The sequence below is a fragment of the Streptomyces sp. NPDC039480 genome (assembly GCF_055597165.1).
The window spans coordinates 558614-576561 of the sequence record NZ_JBVITX010000004.1 but is presented as its reverse complement, the minus strand read 5'-3'; the positions used below and the strand labels follow the sequence as shown (position 1 = coordinate 576561).

At 72.1% G+C, this 17948-nt stretch carries 17 protein-coding genes; 7 read left to right on the top strand and 10 right to left on the bottom strand.

Features of this window, described 5'->3' with window-relative positions; translation table 11 throughout:
- Positions 1-7: 7 nt before the first annotated feature.
- Positions 8-826, bottom strand: coding sequence for a MerR family transcriptional regulator (locus tag ACZ56E_RS16425; RefSeq protein WP_471214663.1), 819 nt, complete (start codon positions 824-826; stop codon positions 8-10).
- Between the two features lie 143 nt (positions 827-969).
- Positions 970-1422: an SRPBCC family protein gene (locus tag ACZ56E_RS16420; RefSeq protein WP_468602176.1), complete on the bottom strand. Its 453-nt coding sequence runs from the start codon at positions 1420-1422 to the stop codon at positions 970-972.
- 153 nt (positions 1423-1575) lie between these two features.
- Here ACZ56E_RS16420 and ACZ56E_RS16415 point away from each other — a divergent pair, with 153 nt between their 5' ends.
- From ACZ56E_RS16415 to ACZ56E_RS16390, 6 genes are all read left to right on the top strand, one after another.
- Complete coding sequence (locus ACZ56E_RS16415; RefSeq protein WP_471214661.1) at positions 1576-2988, top strand: phosphatase PAP2 family protein; 1413 nt, start codon at positions 1576-1578, stop codon at positions 2986-2988.
- Between the two features lie 64 nt (positions 2989-3052).
- The gene (locus ACZ56E_RS16410; RefSeq protein WP_471214659.1) at positions 3053-3940 is read left to right on the top strand and encodes a DUF72 domain-containing protein; all 888 of its coding nucleotides are present in this window, start codon (positions 3053-3055) and stop codon (positions 3938-3940) included.
- Between the two features lie 276 nt (positions 3941-4216).
- Entirely contained in the window at positions 4217-5176 is a 960-nt protein-coding gene (locus ACZ56E_RS16405) for a YihY/virulence factor BrkB family protein (RefSeq protein WP_471214657.1), read from the top strand.
- Positions 5176-5670, top strand: coding sequence for a hemerythrin domain-containing protein (locus ACZ56E_RS16400; RefSeq protein ID WP_471214655.1), 495 nt, complete (start codon positions 5176-5178; stop codon positions 5668-5670). Before ACZ56E_RS16405 ends, ACZ56E_RS16400 begins: the two co-directional genes overlap by 1 nt.
- Positions 5671-5697: 27 nt before the next feature.
- Entirely contained in the window at positions 5698-6090 is a 393-nt protein-coding gene (locus ACZ56E_RS16395; protein ID WP_468602189.1) for a DUF2267 domain-containing protein, read from the top strand.
- A gap of 43 nt (positions 6091-6133) precedes the next feature.
- The gene (locus tag ACZ56E_RS16390) at positions 6134-6691 is read left to right on the top strand and encodes a VanZ family protein (RefSeq protein ID WP_468602191.1); all 558 of its coding nucleotides are present in this window, start codon (positions 6134-6136) and stop codon (positions 6689-6691) included.
- 22 nt (positions 6692-6713) lie between these two features.
- Here ACZ56E_RS16390 and ACZ56E_RS16385 read toward each other — a convergent pair whose 3' ends face one another.
- Both ACZ56E_RS16385 and ACZ56E_RS16380 read right to left on the bottom strand, forming a co-directional pair.
- Positions 6714-7124: an STAS domain-containing protein gene (locus tag ACZ56E_RS16385; RefSeq protein WP_471214652.1), complete on the bottom strand. Its 411-nt coding sequence runs from the start codon at positions 7122-7124 to the stop codon at positions 6714-6716.
- Positions 7125-7343: 219 nt separating this feature from the next.
- The gene (locus ACZ56E_RS16380) at positions 7344-7928 is read right to left on the bottom strand and encodes a TetR/AcrR family transcriptional regulator (RefSeq protein ID WP_471214650.1); all 585 of its coding nucleotides are present in this window, start codon (positions 7926-7928) and stop codon (positions 7344-7346) included.
- A gap of 102 nt (positions 7929-8030) precedes the next feature.
- On the opposite strand from ACZ56E_RS16380, the gene ACZ56E_RS16375 reads away from it, so the two are divergent.
- Positions 8031-9167, top strand: a complete 1137-nt coding sequence (locus ACZ56E_RS16375) for an agmatine deiminase family protein (protein WP_471214646.1) — start codon at positions 8031-8033, stop codon at positions 9165-9167.
- A gap of 14 nt (positions 9168-9181) precedes the next feature.
- On the opposite strand, the gene ACZ56E_RS16370 is transcribed toward ACZ56E_RS16375, so the two are convergent.
- From ACZ56E_RS16370 to ACZ56E_RS16345, 6 genes are all read right to left on the bottom strand, one after another.
- Positions 9182-10678: a SulP family inorganic anion transporter gene (locus ACZ56E_RS16370; RefSeq protein WP_471214644.1), complete on the bottom strand. Its 1497-nt coding sequence runs from the start codon at positions 10676-10678 to the stop codon at positions 9182-9184.
- 345 nt (positions 10679-11023) lie between these two features.
- Positions 11024-13090 carry an iron ABC transporter permease gene (locus ACZ56E_RS16365; protein ID WP_471214642.1) on the bottom strand — a complete coding sequence of 689 codons (2067 nt, stop codon included), beginning with the start codon at positions 13088-13090 and terminating at the stop codon, positions 11024-11026.
- Positions 13091-13130: 40 nt separating this feature from the next.
- Positions 13131-14111 (bottom strand): ABC transporter substrate-binding protein, encoded by a 981-nt coding sequence (locus tag ACZ56E_RS16360; RefSeq protein ID WP_471214640.1) that lies wholly within the window; start codon positions 14109-14111, stop codon positions 13131-13133.
- The gene (locus ACZ56E_RS16355; RefSeq protein WP_471214638.1) at positions 14108-14968 is read right to left on the bottom strand and encodes an ABC transporter ATP-binding protein; all 861 of its coding nucleotides are present in this window, start codon (positions 14966-14968) and stop codon (positions 14108-14110) included. Before ACZ56E_RS16355 ends, ACZ56E_RS16360 begins: the two co-directional genes overlap by 4 nt.
- 20 nt (positions 14969-14988) lie before the next feature.
- Entirely contained in the window at positions 14989-16920 is a 1932-nt protein-coding gene (locus ACZ56E_RS16350; protein WP_471214637.1) for a DUF2264 domain-containing protein, read from the bottom strand.
- Positions 16917-17933 carry a hydroxyacid dehydrogenase gene (locus ACZ56E_RS16345; protein WP_471214636.1) on the bottom strand — a complete coding sequence of 339 codons (1017 nt, stop codon included), beginning with the start codon at positions 17931-17933 and terminating at the stop codon, positions 16917-16919. Before ACZ56E_RS16345 ends, ACZ56E_RS16350 begins: the two co-directional genes overlap by 4 nt.
- Between the last annotated feature and the right edge of the window lie 15 nt (positions 17934-17948).

The following is a 17948-nucleotide window of genomic DNA, read 5'->3' as shown; positions in this document are numbered from 1 at the left end:
CGGCCCGTCAGAGGGCGGTGATGGGCTGCTGGAGCTCCGTCACCCAGGCGTCGGGGTCGTCGGGGCAGTCCAGGGAGACCTCGCGGGTGAGTCCGAGGGGGCGGTAGCCGTGCGCGGCGATCCACTGGTCCAGGGCGTGCGCGGTGGACAGGACGCCGTCCATCGGCCCGTGGTGGATGATCGTGGCGGCCAGCGGGACGCCGGGCACCTCGACCACCGGCAGCTCGCCGGCGTCTGTCCCGTCGGCGACCGGTATCGCGGCCCGCACGGTGATCTGGTCCTCGCCGGACGCCTCCTCGTAGCGGGCGATGCCGGGCCCGGCCGGGGTGGCTCCGGCGGCGTCGAGCCGACGGCACAGCTCGGCGAAGAGCGGGCCGACGACCGGCCCGATGTCCTGGGGCGCGAAGCTCGCCGCGGTGGCGGTCAGCTCGGCCACCCGGACCGGCGGGAGGGAGGTGACGACGACGTCGTCGGTAGGCATGGTGCCCTCGCTTTCGATCGTCCGGAGCCTCGCCTCGACCCGGGTCATCCGTGCCGCGGCCTCGGCGGCGGCTGCCGCCAGCTCGGCCCGGCGCAGCCGCAGCATGCCGCGGAGCTCCTCGGTGCTCACGTCCTCGTCGAGGATCGACCGGACCTGTTCCAGGGTGAAGCCGAGGTCCTTGAGGGCGATGACGCGGTTGAGGCTCGCGAACTGGGCGGCCCGGTAGTAGCGGTAGCCGCTGGAGGGGTCGACGTGGGCCGGGCGCAGCAGTCCGACGGCGTCGTAGTGGCGCAGCATGCGCACGGACACGCGGCCGTGTCTGGCGAAGTCTCCGATGGTGAACATCACGTCTCCCAGTGCAGGCCCTGACACGGTGGGAGAGTCAAGCACGAGGTCACGCGGCCGGCCGGGCGGTCATGGGCCCGGCAACGGCGAAGGCCCGGACCAGCCGGTCCGGGCCTTCGTCCTGCGTTGCCGAGGGCGGGCGATCAGACCTCGCCGCGCCAGGCGCCGGTCTCCGCGCCGTCACGCCGCTCGATGAACTTCTTGAACCGCCCCAGGTCACCGGTGACCTGCCGCTTGACGAAGCCGAGCTTGTCGCCGACCGTCTCGGCCAGGCCTTCGGGGTCGTAGTGCATCTGGAGCATGACCTTGGTGCGTGAGTCGTCCAGGCGGTGGAAGGTGACGACGCCGGCCTGCTTGGCCTGGCCGTCCACCGTGGTCCACGCCACGCGTTCGTCCGGGATCTGCTCGGTGATCTTCGCGTCGAACTCGCGCTCCACACCGTCGATCTTCGTCACCCAGTGGGTGAGCTTGTCGGTGCGCTGTTCGATCCGCTGCACACCTTCCATGAACTCGGGGAACGTCTCGAACTGGGTCCACTGGTTGTACGCCGCACGGACCGGCACGTTGACTTCCACGGACTCTTCGACCTGCGACACGGATGTCACCTTTCTTCGACGTCGTTCCTCGTTGTTCCTCGTTTCTCCTTCACCGGCCGAGTGCCCAGGTAGTGCGGGTTCACTCCCGCCCCGTCCGCGACGAAGGGCGATGGCTATAGTTCGTGAGTGTTTTCACGAATAGACCGCGGGACCGTGTTCGCCGCATTGCGCCGGCCGCGCACGATCCTGTGGGCCGTGGCGGGGGCGGTGGCCGTCGCGTTCCTCATCGCGCTGGAGATCGCCGCCCGACGCTACGGCGGTGTTCCCGGGCCGATCACGAACCAGGCGCGTGAGGTGTTGTTCCCGCCCAAGCCGGGGCCGCTGTACGGCGGCCTCGCGCTGATGATGGTGGTGCTCACCTGGCGGCAGCGGTTCATCGCGGCCGGTGTCGCGATCGGCATCGACGTCGTCTTCGTGCTGGTGCGCTGGGCGGTCGACGCCGAGGTGCCCGAGGGCCAGTTCTTCGGCAACGGCGCGCTGTGGGCGATGCTGGGCTGCGCGGTCTTCGCCCTCACCCGCCGGACCGGCGAGGAACGCGTCCTGCTGCTCAAGGGCGTCGGCCTCGGCCTGCTCCTGGTGGCGGGCCGCAAGACCGGTGACACCTGGCTGCTCATCACGGCGAAGACCCACCCGACCGTGCTCGACCCCTATGTGGCGGCCGCCGATCACGCCCTGGGCAACCCGTCGTGGCTGGCCGGCCGGATCCTGGAGGCCTCGGGGCCGGTCGCCCACGTGCTCGACCTCGTCTACGCCCAGCTCGCGGTGGCCGCGGTCGTCGCCGCCCTCTACCAGCTGCGCAACGTCGTGGGCGAGCGCCGCTTCCCGCGCCACCACCTGGTGCGCACCTTCCTGGTGATCGGTCTCCTCGGACCGGGCATCTACATGATCTTCCCGGTGGTCGGGCCGATCTTCGCCTACGGCCCCGGCACCTCGGGCACCGGCGGCGTGGAGTGGGCGGTGACCAACATATGGCCGCACACGCCACCGACCCTCACCGCCCCGCACCCGGTGCCGTACGACGGGATCACGCCGCGCAACTGCATGCCGAGCCTGCACACGGCGTGGGCCACCGCGATCTTCATCCACTCCCGCACGGGCCCGCGCCTGCTGCGGTACGCCGGGACGTTCTGGCTGGTCGCGACGCTCAGCGCGACGCTCGGCTTCGGCTACCACTACGGCGTCGACCTCGTGGCCGGCGTGGTGTTCGCCCTCACGGTCGAGGGCGCCCTCCGCGCGTACGACCGCGGCTGGGACCGGTCGGGGATCCGGCTGGTCGCCCACGGCACCGCGGTCTTCACCGCGCTCCTCGTGTCGTACCGGTACCTGCCGATGGAGATGGCCGAGCACCCGTGGCTCGCCGGGCCGCTGGTCCTGCTGTCGATGGCTTCGGTGATCTACGCCTACGTACGGACCACCCGTCGGTGGGACGCCCGACCGACGACGGTACGCCTGCCCCGGCAGGCGAAACCCCGGCAGACGCCCGAAGCGACACCCGAACCGGCAGCCAAGCCGACATCTGAAGCGACATCCGAAGCGACATCCGAAGCCGCGCCCGAACCGGTCTGAGCCGGCCGGCCGGTCGGCAGCGGTCACCTCGCGTCAGCACCTCGCACGTGGGTACCGGGCCTCTATGAGCAACATCCTTGTGGGCACTTGTTCCTGGACCGATCCGGCGCTGGTGCGCAGCGGCTGGTACCCACGCGGGCAGCGGGACGCCGCGGGGCGGTTGCGGTACTACGCCGAGCGGTTCCCCGTCGTCGAGGTCGACTCGACCTATTACGCGCTGCCCCGCGAACGCAACAGCCGGCTCTGGGCGGAGCGGACACCGGACGGCTTCACGTTCGACGTGAAGGCGTTCTCGCTGCTCACCGGGCACCCGACGTCCCGGGTGACGCTGCCGGCCGACTGGCCGGCCGGACTGCCCGCCGACAACCGGAGCGAGGAGGCCCTCGCGGAGGCCTGGGCGCGGTTCACCGCCGGGATAGAGCCGTTGCGGCACGCCGGGCGGCTGGGCAGCGTGCTGTTCCAGTTCCCTCCGTGGCTGCGGCCCGGAGAGCGCGCCGAGGAGTTCATCGCGGCGACGGCGCGCCGGACGCGGGGGTGGCCGGTGGCGGTGGAGTTCCGGCATCCCGACTGGTGGAGCGGGGAGAACGCCGAGGCCACCCACGCGCTCCTGGCCGGCCACGGCATGGCGGCGGTCGCCGTCGACATGAACCAGTCGCTGCCGTCCGCCCTGCCGCCGTACGCGCCGGTCACCCGGTCCCGGCTGGCCGTCGTGCGGTTCCACGGCCGCAGCGCCGCGTGGGGGCGCGGCAGCAAGGAGGACCGCTTCCGGTACGCGTACTCCGACGACGAACTCGCCGAGTGGCTGCCCCGGTTGCGCACCCTCGCCGAGCGGGCCGAAGAGGTCCACGTCCTGTTCAACAACTGCTGTGCGGACGCGGCCGTGCGGGCCGCCGAGGCGATGACGCGCCTGCTCGGGGCCGACGCGTACGCAGCACCCGCTGTCATGCGATAAGATCAATATCGCCTCCTCGCGCCGGACTTCCGGTCGGGGGACAGGCGTTGGTCGTCCAAGGAAAGACGCCCCGCTTCCTGCGGGGAAATGCAGGTGCAAGGCCTGCCCAGCGCTCAGGACAAGCCCCGGACTCCGCACATATGGGTCCGGGGTTTCTGTTTTCCACCCCCGGGCGACGCGTCCCCGCGTCACACCGCACCGCGCCGCGTGTCCGAACAAGGGCAAGGGAAGGAAGACGGCACCCACGCCGCCGAGACGCGAGAAAGAGCGGCCCTCATGGACAGTTCACCGCCCGCCGGCCCCGCCGCCCCCGCGAACCGGCCCGTGCGACGCACGGCGCTGCGCCGCACGCCCGTGTCGATGTGGAACGACGACGTGTCGGACTGGGCTGCGGCGTTGACGTACTACGCGATCCTCGCGGTGCTCCCCGCGCTGCTCGTCACCGTCAGCCTCATCAGTCTCGTCAGCCCCGCCACGACCCAGGACCTCATCGCCGAGGTCACCGACTGGGCGCCGGCGGAATCGGGCCGCTCCCTGAACTCGGCGCTGAGCGAGATGGCGGAGGCGCGCTCCGCGGCGCTCACGGTGGTGATCGCCGGTGCGGTCAGCGCGCTGTGGTCCGCGTCCAGTTACGCGGCCGTGTTCCGCCGGGCGCTGCACGCGATGCACGGCGTCGAGGACTGCCGGCCCACCTTGCGGAAGGCGCACCGGGTCCTCATGACCGCGCTGACGCTGCTCGCCCTGCTGGTCGCCAGCGCGCTGCTGCTCGTCCTCACGGGCGGGATCGCGGAGGGTGTGGGGCGGCGCATCGGCCTCGGGAACGCGGGGCAGACGGCGTGGGCCGTCCTGAAGTGGCCCGCGCTGGTCTGTCTGGTGCTGGCACTCGTCCTCGTCCTGTTCCGCAACGCGCCGCCGGCCGCCCGCGGCTGGCGCCACATCCTGCCCGGCGGAATGCTGTCCGCCCTGCTCTGGCTGCTCTCCTCCGGCCTCTTCACGCTGTACGCGACCGTCTTCGGGACCTACGGAAAGCTGTACGGATCCCTCGCGGGCGTCGTCGTCTTCCTCGTGTGGCTGTGGGTGTCGAACCTCGCTCTGCTCGCCGGGGCACAGTTCACGGTGGAGGTGGAGCGCGCCCGGTCCGCCCGGGGAGACGTGTCACTCCCGTCGCGCACACCACGCATCAGGTTGCCCTCGCCGGGTATCGGAGCCAGAACGGACCAGAGAGGCAGGCACTGATGTCCCCATCTCAGGACGTGGTCGAGCTGATCCTCAAGGACCACAGGATCGCGGGCGATCTGCTCGGCCAGCTGCGCAGCGGCACCGAGACCGTCCGCTCCCACGCGCTCCACGAGTTCGCTGATCTGTACGTCGCGCATGTACGCGCCGAGGAGTCCGAGGTCTATCCCGAACTCACCCGGTACGAGGGCATCGACCAGGACGTCATCGAACGCGGCGTGGCCGCGCACGAGGAGGGCGCGGAGGCGTTGCTCGACCTGTTCGAGGCCCATGACGACGCTCCGCACGCCTGGGACGACAGACTCGACGAACTCGTCACCGCGGTGACCGAGTACACGCGGGAGACGGAGGGGACGCTGCTCGTGGACACCCGGGAGAGCGTCACGCGCGAATGCCGTGTCCGGCTCGGCGCCGCGTTCGCCGAGGAGCGCTGCCGGCAGCTGCGGGCGCGCTGCGGAGACGTCGACAACGTACGCCGCTACGTGAGCGGTTGACCGCCGCCGGACCGGAAGGAGCTCAGCATGGGCATCACCCTGGAAGAGCTGCTGGAGCAGGTGCGGGAGCGAGGCGGTTTCGCCAGCCGTCAGCAGGCGGCGGGGGCCGTGGAGAACGTACTGGCCGTCCTGGGCGCCCACCTGGTCGGGGACGACCGAACCGACCTGGCCAGACTGCTGCCCGCCGGGTGCGGGGCGCTGCTCGCCGACGCGGAACCGGCCGGTGAGCCGCTGCCGCCCTCGGGGTTCGTCGACGCGGTGGCCGCGCGGACGGGCGAGGACACGGCAGGGGCGCGCCGTGCCGTCACCGCCGTGCTCGGCATCGTGGCGGGGGCGGCGGACGACGCGCTGCTGCGCCGCGTCCTCACCCAGCTCCCGCCGGGGCACGCGGGTCTGTTCGGCCGCACCGAACCGATCTGAGAACGGACGGCACGGTCCACCCAGTCCTTCACTGGAGGAACTGATGGCACGGAGAGATCGTTCGAGAACCGGCGCGCAGGCCGACGACGCCGGGTACCGGAGCGCGGCACCGCTGCGGCCGCTGGCCCGGGCGGTGACCATGCTGGTGGCCTTCGTCTGCATGGTCGCGTTCGGTGTGGTGCTCGCCCGGCTGACGCTGGAGCCGTCCGCGGGGTCCGAGGCGCTGACCCACAGCAACTTCACGCCGGGTGACTCCATCGACGACTACCTCTCGCAGCCCGCCTTCCGCGACACCGTCAAGCAGCTCGGCGGGAACATCCTGCTGGGCGTGCCGTTCGGCATGCTGCTGCCCGTCGTGCTCCCCCGTACGCGGGGGCTGGTGCGGGTGGGTCTCGCCACCGCGGTGACGATGGTGCTCGTCGAGCTGGCGCAGGGCGCGTTCGTGACGGGCCGCACCTTCGACATCGACGACGTCATCCTCAACACGACGGGTGCCCTGCTGGGCTATCTCCTGCTGGGCCGCCGGCTGGGACGGGCCGTGCATCCGCGACGGCGGCACTGGTGGCATCGCTTCACCAAGCGGGACGCGGCGGACGCCTGAGCGGTCTGTTCCGCGAACCGGTCTACTCCGCGAGTCGGCCCATGCCCAGGCAGTGCAGCGTGGCCGCGGTACGGGGGCAGGCGCCTCGTACCGCGAAGGAGCCCTCCACGGCCTTGAGGGCTCTGAGCGTCCCGAAGAAGACGCCCGCGCTCTCCCTGGCCAGGTAGGTGACCTCGGACAGGTCGACGGTCAGATGGCGGCAGCCGTCCTGGACCAGTGTGCGCAGCTGCGCGGCGAGGGAGTCGGCCTGGTGCGCGGTGATCTCGCCTTGGAGGGACACGCGGACGCGGCAGCCCGTGACCGTCACACCCCCTATGCCCGCGCGCCGCAGTCTGCGCGCCGTGCCGGGATGCGGCAGCCGGAGGGTCCTGCGGGTGTTCGGCGCGCTCGCCGCGGCCGGAGCGGGGGCGGGAGCGTGTTCGTCAGCTTGCACGGGAGAGACCTTCCGGCGGGACGCCGTCCATCGGCCGAGACGGGCCGAAGAGGTACTTCTTTCATACGTCTATACCACGCTGTGACTACTGCTGCCAAGGGTTCCTATGGGGCGCCTGGCCTGTGGAGAGGGCTCCGAGCGCTCGTCGTCGGCGCGTACACCATTGGTCTACTCCACTTCGCAGACCTGGGGCAGCTGCTGGATCAGCTGACCGGATTTTCAGGAGGCTGTTTCCAGCAGCGCCAGTTCGGCCCGGACTGCTCCGCGCATCAGCTCGCGTGCGTGGTCGAGCCCGAGGCCGCCGCTGAGCCAGCGCGTGCTGAGGCCTTCGAGGAGAGCCGTGAGGCGTTCGCCCGCCGCGGCGAGTGCGGGGGCCGGGGCCGTCGGCCGCACCTGGCCGATGAGGGCCGCCACCTCCTGCACCCACACCAGGGTCGCCCTCGCGAGGTCCTCCCGCAGCACCTCGTCGAAGACAGCGCTGGCCCGCAACTCGCCCCAGGCCGAGCTGTTCTCCCTGACCTCCGGGGTGTCCTGCAGTTCCAGGAGGAGGATCTCCTCCAGCTCCTCCCGCGGCGTGAGCGGTTCGGCACCGGCGGCGCGGCCGGTCGTGTAGCGCTCGGCGCGGGCGTTGATGAACTCGAGCGTGTGCCGCAGGATCCCGGTGCGGTCCTTGAAGTGGTAGTAGATCAGCCCGGTCGAGACGTTCGCCTCGGCGGCGAGCTCTTCGACACGCAGGCCGCGGACGCCGCGACGGGCGATGAGCCGTGCGGCGGCTTCGAGGATCTGGGTGGTGCGGGGCGCCATGGGTCCGCACCCTACCTTTCCGTCTCCCGACATCTTTGACTGAATTTTCAGTCCGTGTCAGAGTCGGGAGTGGAACCCCTCGCCCGATGACCGGAGCTCACCGTGGCCCACCGCCTCCCGCCCCGTCGATCCGCCCTCCGCCTGCTCGCCGGAATCGGCGCCGTCACCCTCGGCGCCCCGGCGTGCGGGCCCGACAAAGTTGCAGAAGGGGCGGCCGCGGCGGCCCCGGGCCGGCGTATGGGAGCCGAGTGGGAGCGGCACGCCCGCACCTTCATGGCGTGGCCCGCGCTGCGCTCCGTGTGGGGCGAGGAGCTGCGGTCCGTACGGGAGGACATCGCCCGGGTGGCCCGCGCCGTCGCGGAGTACGAGCCCGTCGTGATGCTGGCCCGGCCCGGCCAGGCGGCGGCCGCCCGGAAGGCGTGCGGGCGCGGCGTCGAGGTCGTGCCGCTGGCCGTCGACGACCTGTGGGCGCGCGACACGGTGCCCGTGTTCGTGGAGGACGACGGCAAGGTCACCGGTGTCGACCTCAACTTCAACGGGTGGGGCGACAAGCAGGAGCACGCCAACGACGCGCGGGTGGGCCGCACCCTCCTGTCCGAGTACGGCATTCCCCGCAGGAAGGCGCCCCTGGTCGCCGAGGGCGGGTCCCTGGAGACGGACGGCGAGGGCACGCTCCTCGTCACCGAGAGCTCGGTCGTCAACGACAACCGGAACCCCGGGAAGAGCCGGGACCGCGTCGAGGCCGAGCTGAAGCGGACCCTGGGCGTCGAGAAGGTCGTCTGGCTGGCCGGGGTGCGCGGGCAGGACATCACCGACGCGCACGTCGACAGCCTCGTACGGTTCACCGCGCCGGGCGTGGTGCTCCTGGACAAGGCGCATCCCGGCACGCCCGCCGACGTCTGGTCACGCGCGGCAGACCAGGCGAGGGCCGTGCTGAGTGAGGCGAAGGACGCCAGGGGCAGGCCCTTCGAGGTCGTCGACCTGCCGCAGCCCGATCCGTCGCGGATCACCGGTGAGGGCGACGACTTCGTGTCGACGTACATCAATTTCTACGTCGCCAACGGTGCCGTCCTCATGCCGCGGTTCGGGGACCGCGGGGCCGACAGCCGCGCCCGGAGCATCCTGCGGGAGCACTTCCCCGGGCGTGACGTCGTGCCGGTGCGGATCGACACCATCGCCGCCGGCGGCGGTGGCATCCACTGCTCCACGCACGACCAGCCGGGCCGCCCGGCCGACTGAACGGGGCAGGTGCCTCAGGCGAGTTCGCCGCTGAGCTTTTTGTGGATCTCGGCGCTCGGCGTGTTCAGGCCGATGATCTCGACGGTCTTGCCGCGCTGGGCGTACTTGGTCTCGACGGCGTCGAGCGCGGCGACGGACGAGGCGTCCCAGATGTGGGCGGCGGTCAGGTCGATGACCACCTTGTCTGCGTCGGTGGTGTAGTCGAACTGTCCGACGAGGTCGTTCGACGAGGCGAAGAACAGCTCACCGGTCACGGAGTACACCACGGTGCGCGCGTCGGGGCCCGGGGCCGCGGTGACGTTCGCGAGGTGGGCGACGCGCCTCGCGAAGATCACGGTGGCGGTGAGGGTGCCGACGACGACGCCGACGGCGAGGTTGTGCGTGGCGACCACGCAGACCACGGTGACGACCATGACGGCGAGCTCGCCCGCGGGCATCCGCCTGAGCGTCTTCGGGGCGACGGAGTGCCAGTCGAACGTCGCGAAGCACACCATCACCATCACGGCGACCAGCGCCGCCATCGGGATGTCGGAGACGACGGGACCGAAGACGATGCACAGCACCATCAGGAACGAGCCCGCCAGGAAGGTGGAGAGGCGGGTGCGGGCCCCCGACACCTTCACGTTGATCATCGTCTGGCCGATCACGGCGCAGCCGCCCATGCCGCCGAGGAAACCGGTGACGATGTTGGCGATGCCCTGGCCGACGGACTCGCGGGTCTTGGAGGAGTGCGAGTCGGTGATCTCGTCGACCAGCTTGGCCGTCATCAGGGACTCCATCAGGCCGACCAGCGCCATGGCGAGCGCGTAGGGGGCGATGGTGGTGAGGGTGTCCATGGTGAAGGGCACGTCGGGCAGGCCCGGGACCGGCAGAGAAGAGGGCAGCTCGCCCTTGTCGCCGACCGTCGGCACGGCGATGCCGGCAGCGACCGTGATCGCGGTGAGGACGACGATCGACACGAGCGGTGCCGGGATCACCTTGCTGACCTTCGGGAAGAACACCATGAGCGCGAGGCCGCCGACGATCAGCGGATAGACGGCCCACGGCACGTCGTGCATCTCGGGGACCTGCGCCATGAAGACCAGGATGGCGAGGGCGTTGACGAAGCCGACCATCACGCTGCGCGGCACGAACCGCATCAGCTTGGCGACGCCGAGCGCGCCGAGGGCGATCTGGATGACGCCCGCCAGGATGACGGCGGCGATCAGATAACCCAGGCCGTGCTCGCGGTTGAGCGGGGCGATCACCAGGGCGACGGCGCCGGTGGCGGCGGAGATCATCGCGCGGCGGCCGCCGACGACGGAGATCGTGACGGCCATGGTGAAGGAGGCGAAGAGGCCGATCGCCGGGTCGACCCCGGCGATGATCGAGAACGAGATGGCCTCGGGGATCAGCGCCAGGGCGACGACGAGGCCGCCCAGGATCTCGGTGCGCCACACCTTCGGGTCGGACAGCCAGTCGGGCTTCAGACCGCGCAGCCGCGCGGCCGGGGACAGTGCGGACGTGGACAAGAGCGGGTCACCTGTCGTCGTGCTCGGGCACGCCCGGTGCCGTGAGGGGGGCGAGCGGAGGGCTTCGTGCGCCCGCTTCAGGCGCTTGGCGCTTCGGGGGCGAAGGGTGTGCCTCAGGGAAGGGTCGGCTTCGGAGGCGAAGGGTCCGCTTCGGCGGCGAAGCGTGTGCTTCAGGGGAGGGTCTACTTCCCCGGGTTCCCCGTGCTGGTCACGGCGGGCAGGCTGCGGCGCCGGGCGTCATCGGCATGCGCACGCTCGCTCCCACGGTCATCGGTCTTCGCCGGGGCGGCACCGAGCCGCCCCCAAGGCTCCCCTACTTTACCCGCACCTGACGGACGGCCGCCCTCAGCGACGGCTGCGTACGAGCAGGTAGAGGAAGTACGGCGTGCCGATGACGGCGGTCATGAGTCCGGCGCCGAGCTGGGCCGGGGCGATCGCCGTGCGGCCCACCAGGTCCGCGGCGCACACGAGGACCGCCCCGAGGAGCACCGCGACCGGCACCACCCGGACGTGCCGGCGGCCGACGAGGGCGCGGGCCGCGTGCGGCGCGACGAGTCCGACGAAGCCGATCGTGCCCGCCGCGGCCACGGCGGTGGCGCTCAGCAGGACGCTGAGGACGAGGAAGCCCAGGCGGCCGCGGCCCAGGTGCAGGCCGAGCAGTCTCGGGGTGTCCTCGTCGAGCGACACGAGGTCCAGTTCGGTGCGGCGTACGACCGCGACGGCGAGGCCGACGACGAGGGCGACGGCGAGCGGCACCACGTCGGGCAGGGTCCGTCCGTAGGTGGAGCCCGCGAGCCAGGTCAGCGCCTTCGTCGCGTTGAACGGGTCGGTGAGGATGATGAGCAGGCTGACCACGGCCGCCGACCCGGTGGCGACGCCGAACCCGACGAGGACGAGCCGGTTCTGCCGGAACCCGCCCTTCGCCGCGAGGCCGAAGACGAGGACCGCGCTGAGTGCGGCGCCGGTGAAGGCTCCCGCGGCGATGCTCCACGAGCCGGCCGCAGGGACCGTCGTCACGAGGAGGACGGCGCCCACCGCGGCGCCGTTGGTGACGCCGAGGATGCCGGGGTCGGCGAGGGGGTTGCGGGTCACGGCCTGGATGAGGGTGCCGGCGAGGGCGAGGGCCGCGCCCGCGAGGAGGGCGGCGAGGACGCGGGGCACCCGGGTGTCGAGGACGAAGGAGACGGTCTGTCCCGCCCTGCCCTGCGCCCAGTTGACCACGTCGCCCAGCAGCAGCTTGCTGTCGCCGACGAGTACGGCGGCGATGGTCAGGCCGACGAGCACGACCACGAGGACGGCCGTCGTGCCGATGAACGCGGTACGGCTGCGGATGCGCAGCTTGTCGGGCGGGGCGGCGCCCGCCGTGTCCCGGACGCGCGCGGCCATGACGATCAGGAAGAGGGCGCCGACCAGGCTGGTGACGACGCCTGTCGGTACGGCGACCGCCAGGTCCGAGGGGACGAGGGCGCGCAGCAGCACGTCGGAGCCGAGCACGAGGGCCGCCCCGGCGAGGCCCGCGAGCGGCAGGCGCGCCCGTGACCGCGTGAACGCGCGGAATCTGCGGCTCAGCGGGCGGACGAGTGCGGGGGCGCACAGGCCGACGAAGCCGACGGGTCCGGCGAGGGTGACCGCGGACGTGGAGAGCAGGGCGGCGAGGACGACGGCGGTGACGCGCGTGGCGCGGACGGGCACGCCGACGCCGCGCGCCGCGTCGTCCCCGAGGGCCAGGGCGTCGACCCTGCGGGAGAGCAGCACCAGGCCGACAAGGCCGACGACGCCGATGGGTGCCGTCTGCAGGACACCGTCGAAGCCGTTCTGCGCGACGCTGCCCTGGTTCCACTCGTAGAGGCCGTGCGTCTCCTCCGGGAACAGCAGGAGCAGTCCCTCGGTGACGGCGGTGAGGCCGAGGGTGAGGGCGCTGCCCGCGAGGACGAGCCGGACGGTGCCCGCGCCGAGGCCGGAGAGGCCGAGGACGACGGCCGCCGCGGCGAGGCCGCCTGCGAACGCGATGCCGGATGAGGCGAGGAGCGGCAGTGAGATGCCGGTGGCGGCGGCGATGCCGAGGGCGAGGTAGGAGCCCGCGTTGACGGCGAGGGTGTCGGGCGAGGCGAGGACGTTGCGGCTGATGGCCTGGAGGGCGGCGCCCGCCGTGCCGAGCACGGCGCCGACGAGCAGCGCCGCGGTCATCCTGGGCAGCCGGGAGGCGATGACGACGGACGCGTCGCCCGGGTCGGCCCGGCCGGTGAGGGCCTTCCACACCTCGGACGGGCCGACGGCGGCCGTGCCCTGGGTGATGTCGACGACCGCGAGGGCGGCGACGAGGAGGAGCAGTGCGGCCGTCACCGCGGTCGCGCCCGTGCGGGACGCGGCTGTCGACGGACGGGGGGTCTGGGTGGTCGCGGTGACGGCCATGGCGTTACTTCTTCAGAGCCTTGCCTTACTTTCCAGGGCCTTACTTCTTCAGAGCCTCGACGACGGAGTCGACGTACTGGTTCATCGACGCGGGGCCGCCGAACATCCAGACGCCGTCGGGCAGCCGGTGGACGTTGCCCTTCTTCACGAACTGCAGGGAGGTCCACACCTTGTCCTTCTTCAGGACGCCGCTGAAGGGGTTGCTGCTCTTGTCGCCGTCGTTGCCGATGTAGGCGAACTGCACGTCCTTGTCGAGCTTGGTGAGGCCTTCGACGTCGGTGGTGCCGAGGCCGTAGGCCTTGTCGCCCTTGACCGACCAGTCGTTCTCGAGGCCGAGCTTCTCGTTGACCGCGCCGATGAGGGAGCCGCTGGTGTACGGCCGGACGGAGGTCTGGTTGCCGGTGACGTAGCCGTCGGCGAAGGCGTACTTCGTGCCGGCGTGACCGGCGGCGGCGAGCTTCTTCTTCCCCTCGGCGAGCTTGGCCTCGAAGTCCTTCTTGAGCTTCTCGGACCGCTTCTCGGTGCCGGTGGCCTTGGCGAGGAGGTCGAGGTTCTCGGTCATCTGGCCGATGGGGTCCGCGGCGTCGGCGGGGCGCAGGTTGAGGACCGGGGCGATGTCCCGCATCTGCTTCACGGCGGCGGCCGGCAGGTCGGTGGTCGCGATGATGAGGTCGGGCTTCAGGGACGCGATGGAGTCCATGCTCGGCTCGCCGCGGGTGCCGACGTCCTTGGGGTCGTTCTTCAGCGGGGCGGCGGTGTCCCAGGTCTTGTAGCCCTTGACGTCGGCGACGCCGGTCGGCTCGACGCCGAGGGATATCAGGCTCTCGACGGCGTTCCACTCGGTGCCGACGATCTTCTTGGCGGGGCCGTTCAGCTTCACCTTCGTGCCGGTGCCGTCGGTGAGGGTGATGGATTCCGCGGTCTTCTTCGCGTCGTCGGCGGCGGGCTCGGTGGTGCCGCAGGAGGACAGGGCGAGGGCCGCGGCGGTGGCGGCCGCCGCGGTGAGGAGGAGGCGTCTCATGAGGTGGTGCTGAGCCTTTCGCTTCGCGAGTGGTGACGGCCGATGGCGCGGGTGCGCAGGCGGCCGGTGAGGGGGTCGGAGTCGACTTCGATGCGGATGCCGTAGGTGTCCGACAGGCGCTCCGGCGTCAGTACGTCTTGGGGGGCGCCGTCCGCGACGACGCGTCCCGCGTCGAGCAGGAGGATCCGGTCGGCGACCGCCGCGGCCTGGTCGAGGTCGTGCAGGACGGCGCCGACGGCGATCCCGTGGTCGTCCGCCAGATCCCGCATGAGGTCGAGGAGTTCGACCTGGTAGCGCAGGTCGAGGTGGTTCGTGGGCTCGTCGAGGAGGAGCACGCCCGTTTCCTGGGCGAGGCAGCCGGCGAGCCAGACGCGCTGGAGCTGCCCTCCGGACAGGTGCTCGGCTCCGCGTTCCGCGAGGTCGGCGACGCCGGTCATGGCGAGCGCCCGGTCGACGGCGGCCCGGCCGCCCGGGTCGGCACCGCCCCAGCGGCCGCGGTGCGGGTAGCGGCCGAATTCGACCACGTCCCGCACGGTGAGACCGGTGGGTGTGGGGCGTCCCTGGGTGAGCAGGGCGACGTGGCGGGAGAACTCGCGGGCGCTGAGGGCGAGGCCGTCGGTGGCGTCGTCGATGACGAGGGTGGCGGTGCGGGGCCGCTGGAGCCGCGCGAGCGTGCGCAGCAGCGTCGACTTGCCGCTTCCGTTGGGTCCCACCAGGACGGTCACGTCGCCGGGGCGCAGCGTCATCGAGGCGTCGTGTACGACGTCGACGCCTTCGTACGCCACGGTGACGCCCGTGGCCGACAGTTGATGACCCTGGGGGCGCGTGGCCGTCTCGGTCTCTTCACCTTCATGCACGCGGCAGAGGTTAGCCTAACCTAACCGTGGCGCGAAACAGGCCCCCAACTGTTGGACACAAGAGGATATTCGGCCAGATCGAATCCGATGCGTGTCCGGGAACCGTCTGACCAGCGGAACTCGATGCTGTCCGGGGTCGCCCGCACGACCTTCACCACTTGGGAAAGCGGTTCCGGCCCCGGTCCCGGTACCGGTTCCGCGGTGAGGGCGGCCAGGGCGGCGAAGAGGGCGGAGCCCGTCACCTCCGCGGTCAGCCGGGGAACGTCCACCGAGCGCGCGTACGCCGTGCCGTGGGGCGCGCGGATCTCGTCCCGGGCCGACCAGCCGTGCAGAGCGTGCAGGGCGCCGCGCACGGGTCCGTCGGCGGGCGTGGCCCAGCCCGTCTGGGTCGCACGGGCTCCGGGCGGGGCGCCCGTCACGCGGTGCACGCGCAGCTCGTACCGACCCCGGGCCACCGTCACGCTCTCCACGCGCAGGCCCGGCACCATCGGCGGCCCCTCCATGAAGACGGGACGGTGCCAGGACGCCGCCCAGTCGGGGCCGCTGCCGAGGGGATGGATGCGGCGGCGGACGCTCGGGACACCGGCGACCTCGACGGCGAAGTGGTTGTCGGGGATGTTCCCCAGCGCCGTCGGGCCGGTGCGCGTGGAGTAGGCCTGGTGGCCGTAGAGCGGATCCTGTTGCTCGGCCGACTCCCCCTCGTGCGGGCGCACGTCGTCGCTGCCGTGGTTGTGGAGGCGGACGATTCCGTCGGCGCGCGTCGACTGGACCAGGAGGCCCGGTCCCGGCAGGGCCAGGACGTGGTCGGCCGTCTCGACGGGGGCCCGCTCTTCGGTGGCCGTCCACAGTGCGTGGTCCGCGGGGGCCAGCAGCGCCACGAACGCCTTCGACGCCCAGTACGGCGACGCCGGGCCCGAGTAGCGCTGGACGGTCGGCTCGTGCGGGCCGTGCCAGCCGAGGGTCAGCAGGCCGTCGCCGTCCACCGCGCCGCGGTCCAGGAAGTGGCGCAGGGCTCCGCTGATGAGGCGCCGCGAGACGCCGGGGGCCAGCGGCGTGTGGCCGGTGAGTGCGCCGAGGGCCACGCTCGCCCCGGCGGCGAACCGGTAGGTGAGGGAGCGGCCGAAGTGGACCGGGGCCCCGTCGCCGCCGAAGAGGTGGCCGTAGCCCTCCAGGTGCGCGCCAAGCCTCGGGCCGAGGTGCTCCAACAGCGCGGTGTCGCCCGCCAGATGGGCCTCCAGGACCGGATACAGGTGCAGCGCCCAGCCGTTGTAGTGGTCGAAGGCGCGGCCGTCGCCGTCCGAGTACCAGCCGCCGCCGACGTACCAGCTCTCCAGGAGCTCCCGTGCCCGCTCCCGCGCACGCCGCGTCTCCTCGTCGCCGCGGCCGACCGATTCGAGGAAGGCGGCGACCGTACAGGGGAAGAGGTACCAGTTGTTGGGAGCGGGCAGGTGGCGCAGGGCGCCGCGCAGCCAGGCCTCCGCCCGGTCCCGTACCGGTTCGTCGAGGGCGTCCCACAGCCACGGCCGGGTCAGGCGCAGACCGAGGGCCACGGAGGCGGACTCCACCATGGGCTGGCCCTGTATGTGGTGGTCCAGGACGAGCGGCCAGGACTCGGTGTCGTGGCGGCCCGGGGCGGCGGTGCCCGCGGCGAGGCCCCGCGCATAGCGGTCGAGCCAGCCGTGCGGGTCCTCGCCGCCGGCGCCCGCCACGCGGAACGCCGCGGCCAGGAACGTACGGGCGTATCCCTCCAGGCCGTCGGAGCGCACGCCCGACACGGACGGCCGGCCCGGCAGGTCCAGGAGCGCGCACCCGGGCGTGGACCATCGCCAGGCCGCGCGCAGCAGACCGTCGGCCGCGGCTACCCAGTGGGCGCGCGTGTATCCCGTGTGCGGGCTCAAGTCGTGGTCGGGTGGCGGTAGTTGCACCCCCGGTGAGGTCGTGGGCCGGCTCATGCGAGGTACGCCAGTCTGTCCCGGTGCACGGGGTGGGCGAAGCCGTCGCCCGCGGTCCAGCGGCGCACCTCGTCCACGGCGTGCTCCGCGAGGCGCCGCCACTCGTTGCCCTGGGAGCCCGCGAGGTGCGGGGTGAGCAGGGCGTTCTCGGCGTCCCACAACGGGTGGTCGGGCGGCAGGACTTCGGGATCGGTGACGTCGAGCACGGCGCGGACACGGCCCTCGGTGACGGCCTCGGTGAGCGCGTCCTGGTCGACGACGGCGCCGCGTGCGGTGTTGATGAGCACGGTGTCGGGGCGCATGGCGGCGAGCAGGTCGCGGCCGACCAGGCCGCGGGTGGCGGGCAGCAGCGGCGTGTGGACGCTGACGGTGTCGCTCCGTACGAAGAGCTCGTCGAGCGGCACGAGTTCGGCGCCGAGTTCGGCGGCGTCGTCCGCCGACACGTACGGGTCGTGCAGCAGTACCCGCAGGTCGTAGGGGCGCAGCAGTTCGATGACGCGGCGTCCGATGAGCGAGGCGGAGAGGATGCCCACCGTGCGGCGGTAGTTGCCGGTGCCGCGTGACGTGCGCAGCCAGTCCACCTCCGTGCGGGTGGTGCGGAAGTCGCGGGCGCTCTCCAGGACGCGCTTGCCGGTGAGCAGGATCATCGCGACGGTGTACTCGGCGACGGGCAGGGCGTTGGCCGCGGCGGCGGACGACACCTCGATGCCGCGCTCCCAGCACGCCTCGGTGACATGGGCGCGGATGGAGCCCGCCGTGTGGACGACGGCGCGCAGCGCGGGGGCGCCCGCGAGGACGTCGGCGGTGAGCGGCGGGCAGCCCCAGCCGGTGACGAGGAGTTCGGTGCCGGCCAGCACGGCCTTCGCGCGGTCCGTGCCGAAGTCGTCGAGGACGGGCGGGGGTTCGAGCTCCACTGTCCGTGCGAGGGCGTCGAGGGCGGACGGCTCCAGGACGGCCTCGGCCGCCCTCCGCGACATGGCGAGAGCGGCCCGGGGCCGGTGGGACGGTGACATCTTCCTCCTCGTTGA

Coding starts and splice junctions, on each gene's coding strand:
- ACZ56E_RS16425 (WP_471214663.1), bottom strand. CDS start 826: ATGTTCACCATCGGAGACTTCGCCAGACACGGCCGCGTGTCCGTGCGC.
- ACZ56E_RS16410 (WP_471214659.1), top strand. CDS start 3,053: ATGAGCAACATCCTTGTGGGCACTTGTTCCTGGACCGATCCGGCGCTG.
- ACZ56E_RS16405 (WP_471214657.1), top strand. CDS start 4,217: ATGGACAGTTCACCGCCCGCCGGCCCCGCCGCCCCCGCGAACCGGCCC.
- ACZ56E_RS16400 (WP_471214655.1), top strand. CDS start 5,176: ATGTCCCCATCTCAGGACGTGGTCGAGCTGATCCTCAAGGACCACAGG.
- ACZ56E_RS16395 (WP_468602189.1), top strand. CDS start 5,698: ATGGGCATCACCCTGGAAGAGCTGCTGGAGCAGGTGCGGGAGCGAGGC.
- ACZ56E_RS16390 (WP_468602191.1), top strand. CDS start 6,134: ATGGCACGGAGAGATCGTTCGAGAACCGGCGCGCAGGCCGACGACGCC.
- ACZ56E_RS16380 (WP_471214650.1), bottom strand. CDS start 7,928: ATGGCGCCCCGCACCACCCAGATCCTCGAAGCCGCCGCACGGCTCATC.
- ACZ56E_RS16365 (WP_471214642.1), bottom strand. CDS start 13,090: ATGGCCGTCACCGCGACCACCCAGACCCCCCGTCCGTCGACAGCCGCG.
- ACZ56E_RS16360 (WP_471214640.1), bottom strand. CDS start 14,111: ATGAGACGCCTCCTCCTCACCGCGGCGGCCGCCACCGCCGCGGCCCTC.
- ACZ56E_RS16350 (WP_471214637.1), bottom strand. CDS start 16,920: ATGAGCCGGCCCACGACCTCACCGGGGGTGCAACTACCGCCACCCGAC.
- ACZ56E_RS16345 (WP_471214636.1), bottom strand. CDS start 17,933: ATGTCACCGTCCCACCGGCCCCGGGCCGCTCTCGCCATGTCGCGGAGG.